The organism is Allocoprococcus similis (assembly GCF_054660775.1).
On the sequence record NZ_BAAHSG010000025.1, the window covers coordinates 7,755 to 13,803 of the forward strand.

At 42.2% G+C, this 6,049-nt stretch carries 10 protein-coding genes and 1 pseudogene; all 11 read right to left on the minus strand.

Annotated features, from left to right (window positions below; genetic code table 11):
* The coding region (locus ACYQ5K_RS11170) for a PBSX family phage terminase large subunit (RefSeq protein ID WP_459777585.1) at nucleotides 1-1,294 on the minus strand (1,294 nt) is incomplete at its 3' end.
* Nucleotides 1,269-1,733 carry a hypothetical protein gene (locus ACYQ5K_RS11175; protein ID WP_459777586.1) on the minus strand — a complete coding sequence of 155 codons (465 nt, stop codon included), beginning with the start codon at nucleotides 1,731-1,733 and terminating at the stop codon, nucleotides 1,269-1,271. The genes ACYQ5K_RS11170 and ACYQ5K_RS11175, both read right to left, overlap by 26 nt.
* Before the next feature lie 70 nt (nucleotides 1,734-1,803).
* Nucleotides 1,804-2,730: a hypothetical protein gene (locus ACYQ5K_RS11180; RefSeq protein WP_459777587.1), complete on the minus strand. Its 927-nt coding sequence runs from the start codon at nucleotides 2,728-2,730 to the stop codon at nucleotides 1,804-1,806.
* A gap of 182 nt (nucleotides 2,731-2,912) precedes the next feature.
* Nucleotides 2,913-3,395 (minus strand): hypothetical protein, encoded by a 483-nt coding sequence (locus tag ACYQ5K_RS11185; protein WP_459777588.1) that lies wholly within the window; start codon nucleotides 3,393-3,395, stop codon nucleotides 2,913-2,915.
* A complete protein-coding gene (locus tag ACYQ5K_RS11190; protein ID WP_459777589.1) occupies nucleotides 3,373-3,573 on the minus strand; it encodes a hypothetical protein in 201 nt (66 codons plus the stop codon). Before ACYQ5K_RS11190 ends, ACYQ5K_RS11185 begins: the two co-directional genes overlap by 23 nt.
* A 165-nt stretch (nucleotides 3,574-3,738) precedes the next feature.
* On the minus strand, nucleotides 3,739-3,963 hold the full coding sequence (locus ACYQ5K_RS11195) for a hypothetical protein (protein WP_459777590.1): 225 nt from the start codon (nucleotides 3,961-3,963) through the stop codon (nucleotides 3,739-3,741).
* A complete protein-coding gene (locus ACYQ5K_RS11200) occupies nucleotides 3,956-4,291 on the minus strand; it encodes a hypothetical protein (RefSeq protein ID WP_178025199.1) in 336 nt (111 codons plus the stop codon). Before ACYQ5K_RS11200 ends, ACYQ5K_RS11195 begins: the two co-directional genes overlap by 8 nt.
* A 191-nt stretch (nucleotides 4,292-4,482) precedes the next feature.
* Nucleotides 4,483-4,632, minus strand: a pseudogene (locus ACYQ5K_RS11205) (helix-turn-helix domain-containing protein); the annotation flags it as partial.
* Complete coding sequence (locus ACYQ5K_RS11210) at nucleotides 4,613-4,936, minus strand: hypothetical protein (RefSeq protein WP_459777591.1); 324 nt, start codon at nucleotides 4,934-4,936, stop codon at nucleotides 4,613-4,615. The gene ACYQ5K_RS11210 and the pseudogene ACYQ5K_RS11205, both read right to left, overlap by 20 nt.
* Nucleotides 4,937-5,039: 103 nt before the next feature.
* Nucleotides 5,040-5,879 (minus strand): DUF4373 domain-containing protein, encoded by an 840-nt coding sequence (locus tag ACYQ5K_RS11215; protein ID WP_178025196.1) that lies wholly within the window; start codon nucleotides 5,877-5,879, stop codon nucleotides 5,040-5,042.
* A 21-nt stretch (nucleotides 5,880-5,900) separates the two neighbouring features.
* Complete coding sequence (locus tag ACYQ5K_RS11220; RefSeq protein ID WP_459777593.1) at nucleotides 5,901-6,044, minus strand: RusA family crossover junction endodeoxyribonuclease; 144 nt, start codon at nucleotides 6,042-6,044, stop codon at nucleotides 5,901-5,903.
* Nucleotides 6,045-6,049: the final 5 nt, after the last annotated feature.

Sequence of the window (6,049 nt, forward strand, 5' to 3'; positions counted from 1 at the left end):
TATCTCTTTCTATCGTATATTCAAATGCATCCAGACTATCAATATCGGTGCTGCCATCATCCAGACGCTCATCCTTGTCCGTTACATCTTTGTTCCATACCGCATCAGAAAATGCTGTCTGCAGGGACTTGCAATCGTCTGTTATCCAGAATCTTCCCGCTCCCATAAGCCTTACCGTGCAACGGATCCGGTCAATAATCGCTGCTTTCCTTGCCTTCCTAACAGTGATCCACGGGAATCTTTTTTCTACTGCATTCCGGATAGAATTACCAAGGACGGTTTCCGCGTTGTCGTAATAAACAGATTCTACGTTGCAATACTCCACGTAATTACCGCTTTTTCCGATTACTCCGTATTTATCTATTACTTCCTGAACAAAATCACAGAACAGCTCATCCAGCCTGTTGCTGTCAATATCTTCCTCTGAATCCTTCGCCATGATTCTCTTAGACATTACCGCAACCACATCCGCATAATCATCTGTGTATCCTCTGGCAACAAAAGAATGACCGGACTGATTTCCTCCGAAGTCAAGTCCGATCTCTATCGATACAATATCTGTTTTTTTGAACTGCTTGTATTCTGCGTCATTCGTGAGCTCATCCAGCACCTCACATTTGTAAGCATCGGAATTATCTGCAAAACGTTTGTAGATTGCTCCTTCTGCACGTTTCCAGAGTCCAAGGATTAACCGATCATAATAAATCGTACCCTCATACTCCTTGCAGAGCTCTTCCACATATTTCGGAGGTAAAAAGGGATTGTCAAATATCGTATATTTCTGCAGATAGATATCTAACTTGTCATTGTCCAGGAACTCTTTCAGCCAGTGTGTGGGGTGCTCCGGATTGCAGGATCCATCAAAACACGAATACGGCTTATCTAGACGGGATTTTAACATCTGGAACACTTCTTTGTTCCATTTAGCAACCTCATCACCATAACAATACTTGATACTGGAACCCTGGATCTTCGCCACTTGACTGACCTTTTCAGCTCCCAGGCAATACACCTCTTCGCCACAGATATGCGCCATATTTCGGTTATTGATCTGTCCAATCAGCTTGTTCGTATAGATTTCACGCATTGGTTGCAGCACATTTCGCTCAATAGATTCTTTGGATACACCAAGAATAACATTGAGTCCCGGCTTGCCAGTTCTCTCCCGGATACGGAATGGAACCACAAAAGCTGTGTCAACGTAGGATTTACCAGAACGTACTGCGCCAGATTTGATATTCCATCTATGAGTTGCGTTCACAATGTACTCATTCTGTTTCTTGCTTAACTGCATTATCCCGCACCTCTTTCAGGATCTGATCCAGCCGATCAAGTGCTTCATCATTCTCATTTTCACCAGTAATAGCTTCTTTTCTTGCCTTGATCAGTTCTGTATCTGCTTTCTTATTTTCCAGATCTTCCTCGGCTCTGGCGCTTTGTCCGGAATACTGTGCTACAAACTTTGCCGCCTGCGTATCTCCCGCCAATGCCATCTTGATCTGCGCCATAAGCAAAGCCGATTCCAGAGTACACTCAACACCAAGTGACTCCAAAACCGGCTTCCATTCTTCATTATCTATTTCGGCAGTAAGCAGCAGGTTTAAGGTCTTCCGGAAGTCTGCCTTCCTGCGTCTTGCCTGACCGCTCGCTTTTCCTGCTTTTTTTGCTAATTCCCGGCGCTCTTCCGGGGTTCGATTGTCATTTGCATCTCTTATGTTTTCATATCCTGCCACTTCACCACCTTCAATTCTGGTTTATTTTATGCATTAGAAAAGCACCCCGAAGGATGCTATAAAAACAAATTTATTTTTCTTTATTTTCTAATAATTTTATTAAATCATCCGACAGGAAATTTGTTTCTTGCTGTGTTGGAAATACATCTTTAATTTCAGCTGGTGCATCAATTGCAGAATATATTTGCATACCTTTATCCATCCAATAGCCCAATTTTTCTAATGCTTTTCCAGCTTTATCCTTTTCTTCTCCATCCTTTAACTCCCCAAGTTCCTGCTCTAATTCAGCGACACTCTTTTGAGTTAAAACCCGATTTGCCTTTTTGTACGCATCTAATACCTCTGCTGCTATTTCGTCTTTTATTTCAACAGATCTCAATGCCTCTTCCTGCATTTTAACAGTTGTCATATGAGATTTTATTTTTATTGCAGCATCAACAATTTTAGCCAAATTGGTCATTATTGTTGTAGCACCTACTCCGGCAATAATAAATGTCAACCACGTAGAGCCAACATCAATCGATCCGTACTTTATTTGTGCATCTTTATCATTCAAATACGGACACTGTTTCATTACAAAGTCCAAGTCCTCCATACACTTAGAAAACTCTCCCAAATCATCAAATTCGGGCATTTTTATGTCGAATCCATACTCATCATCAGTTACTTTATTTGGATTTATAGTTTCATACATATCAATAATTGTTTCCATTGCCACAATAAGTTTTCCTCTTGCAGCTACAAATTTGTCTCTCACCGTCACTGATATATCAAATTCATCTTGATCTCGATATACTATAGGGATTGCTTCATATAATTCTCTTGCAGGTGTTCTTAGTGGTTTCATTTTAGCAAGTTCATTTAACACTATGCTCTTTTCCTCCCAAGACTCTATGGACCATGTTGCTTCCCGTGTAGTTGTTCTATTGATAACTTTCATGTTCTTAACATATTCAATATTCTTTTTGCAGGTATAATACATTCCATATAACCTCATTGTCTTTTCCTCCGCTCATATCTAAAACCTATCCCCATAATACCTCTTTTTTCGACATTACGCAACGAAAAAGACACCCAGCAATACCAGGTGTCTCTTCATGGTTTTAAATACTTACGATCGGAGGAACCATCAAAAATGTCTTACCTTGTTACATTTCATCAATTCCAGTTTATACTCTATCACTTTTTATCGGGACATTGTGGGACATTTTCAAAATATCTTTGAATTTTTTTCTTAATATTCTCGTCCGTGTACCGTATCCGGCGTTTCGGGAACATTTTGTTCATCTGATCTGCAACCTTTGGATACGATAAATCATCCAGAAAATACAGCCGGAAGATAATCCGCAGTTCACTCTTCTCAATGGATTCTATGTACTCTTCCACCTGGATTGTCATTTCCAAAAGCTCTTCTTCCAGTTCCTCAAGCCTTCTGGTTCTCTTTTTCAGCAACTGTTCTTTTCTGGAAATCACACCAACCGGTCTGCCAGTGATCTTCACCGTACCTAGTGGCTTTTTCCCCTTCTTACCACATGATACCGAATCCACGACAATTTGTCCATGCAGTTTATTCAATTCTTTCTGGATTTTCTCGATTCTCCGGCGCAGATCCTTAATCTCTTCTTTCATATCCGCGTACTCAATCAAAACGCCCTTGTCCACCGGTATCCACCTCCGCTGTAATGTCATACTTCTTTGCCAGATATTCTGCAACGCTTACGCTCTGGTAAGCCGGTCTTTTGAATCTCTCCAACGCCTTTGCATCATGCCGGCTTTCCAGTTCCTCATAATGCTGCTGCCTGTCCCTCCGCTGCTCTTTTCTGCTTCGTTTCTCCTGCAAATTATCACCTTCTATCCCTCATCACTCTAATATAGCCGGAATGCAAAACACCCATAAGCACCATGCCGATCCAGTCCATTTCATTGCTATCAGAATGGTTATAGCTGTTATCATCCAGATACAAATCTTTTTTTACCGCATACATTGTGTATTTATCCTCTTCCATTATCCCTTATACCTTTCCGGAAGTGACATCCACGCCACGACCTTATACGGTTCTCCCTGTTCATCGAACCAGACACCTGTCTGGGAATAATACAGCGTTGTTGCCTTATCTGCTCCCTCGATCGTTACCAGGAATTCTGCTGCATATTCGCTCTGCACATAGGATTCTATGAATTCCCGTTGATCTGGGAGTCTTTCTGTTGTTGGAATCCAATTATTATTCATCCACTCCACCGCCTTTCAATGTCCCCAACACATTCACACCCACTTCTCTTTCCAACTCCTCATTCATCAGCTGAAAATATTCCTCGTCCTTCTGTGCAAAGTGCATCTGGTGTAAAACAAATTCCAGATATTTCAAAACTCCCTTTCTTTTGCAATGATAGTTCCGGTACAAATAATCTACACTGATCAACAGGAAGCAGTTCATTGCCTCTGCTGTATGCTTGTCCAGTTCCTTCTGGCGTTCCTTTTGGAACTCCGGACTATCCATGATCTCTTTGATCTGCTTTCGGAGCTTGTGTTTCTTTAGTTGCTTATCTGCCCAACTCATTCATAAAATCCTTTCATCTTCCGCTTTGACACTGCGTTACCCTTCTGATACACACTGCATTCTTCCACGGAGCATTTTCTGCTGTGACCTGTTATCTCGATATAAGAACAGCCAGCTCCCTTTGTATTTCCTGTTGCCCGGAACATACAGGTCCTGCATTTGTGCCGGTCCGCATTACTGGCTGTTTTGCTCTCTGGCTTTGGCTTCTTGCACTTATCCGGATTCAACCAGGAATACACAGTACTGTATTTTGCATCGATCATCCTTGCAATCTCTGCCGCACCTTTTCCTTCTTTTGCCAGTTCCAGAGCTTTCTCCCTTTTATTTTCTGCCGGAATCACTTCTGGATCCGGCTCTGTGAGGGGGGGGGGTGGTACTTCCGTCCTTCTCCGTTATCCCTGTCGGTGTTACTTCTCTGCTATAGTCATCTGTTCCTTTACGCTCCACCATTTCAGCTACTGCCTGTGCAAATTCCGGATTGTGATATGCCGGAACATTTACCAGAAAATGATTTTCTTCCTGTTCCAAGATATCGGACAGTAATCTGGCATCCATACTTCCATCATCCCTTGTCCATAATACCGTCACTGGTTTACCTTTTATGTAGTCTGCCAATGCCTCTTTCAATGTCTTTTCTATCAGCATGTTTAATCCTCCTGCTTCCCACGCTTAATAATCTTCCGTTTCTTCCTGCTTCCAACTCGCAGGAACGTACTTCGTTTTCCATGTTTCCCATTCTTCTTTTTCATCACTGCATCAACTTCCTTGTAAGATCTGTCATATCCTCATATTCACGCTCTTCAAAATTCTTAAACTTCCCCTGTTTCTCTGACTGCTTCTTTGATTTCGGCTTTCTCTTCTGAACCGGATACAGGTTCTTCCATCCGCCAGCTGCAGCTTTATTCAGGATTGCTTTCTGTTCATCCAGATCAGAGGACAGCGATAGAAGATCCTCTCTCAAAGCATTTATCTGCTCTTCAGAGATCTCTCCCCAGTTCTGTGATCGGACAAGAAGATAGAACTGAAAAGCTGATTCAAGGGAAGAATCGCTGAAAGCGCCCTTATATACATTACTTTTCTTTACTTTACTTTCCTTTCTATAAAGCGAATCCTCATTTGTCCCCTGCACATCATCATTTGTCGGTTGCATATCCGAAAATAAGCTGACTTTAACTAGGCCTTTGCATTCTTCGGGTTTCAAAAGCCAATACTCACCATATACTGTTTTACTCCGCCGCTCGGATAGTACCGCCCAAAAACGACGCTGGATACCTCTACTGGTCAAGATCCCCCACCTGTCAAATAACCCTTTATCAAAAAGATCCACTTGCAGGCAGTAATCCACAGTTTCTTTTACTGTACCGGAACTGATGCCGCCGCCCATCCGCCTTGCTGTCGTTGCACAGTCGTCATAGCCCCATTCATAAAAATATCCGTTTACTTTATATGCCCTTTGACACAAAAAGAAGTAGATCCCGAATCCCTTCCATCCTTTTGCATCAAGAAGTTTGTCTATCTTCTTATCGCCATCGAATATGTCAACCGACCATCCGGAATAATCAATTCCTTGTTTTGGTCGTCCTGCCACTTCTTACATTTCCTTCCTTTTTTATCCGGTATACTCCTCAACTGTCACATCCAGTCCTTCTACTGCCGAATAACATTTCTTTGCCTGAACCAATGCGATCTGCGTATCATCGTGATAAGCAACTCCGTTCAGTGCATCTGCTACCACCTTTACAATATTGTCCATATCCG

Excerpts from the sequence above, each read along its gene's own strand:
- ACYQ5K_RS11180 (WP_459777587.1), bottom strand. The coding sequence starts at position 2,730 with ATGAGGTTATATGGAATGTATTATACCTGCAAAAAGAATATTGAATAT.
- ACYQ5K_RS11195 (WP_459777590.1), bottom strand. The coding sequence starts at position 3,963 with ATGAATAATAATTGGATTCCAACAACAGAAAGACTCCCAGATCAACGG.
- ACYQ5K_RS11200 (WP_178025199.1), bottom strand. The coding sequence starts at position 4,291 with ATGAGTTGGGCAGATAAGCAACTAAAGAAACACAAGCTCCGAAAGCAG.
- ACYQ5K_RS11210 (WP_459777591.1), bottom strand. The coding sequence starts at position 4,936 with ATGCTGATAGAAAAGACATTGAAAGAGGCATTGGCAGACTACATAAAA.
- ACYQ5K_RS11220 (WP_459777593.1), bottom strand. The coding sequence starts at position 6,044 with ATGGACAATATTGTAAAGGTGGTAGCAGATGCACTGAACGGAGTTGCT.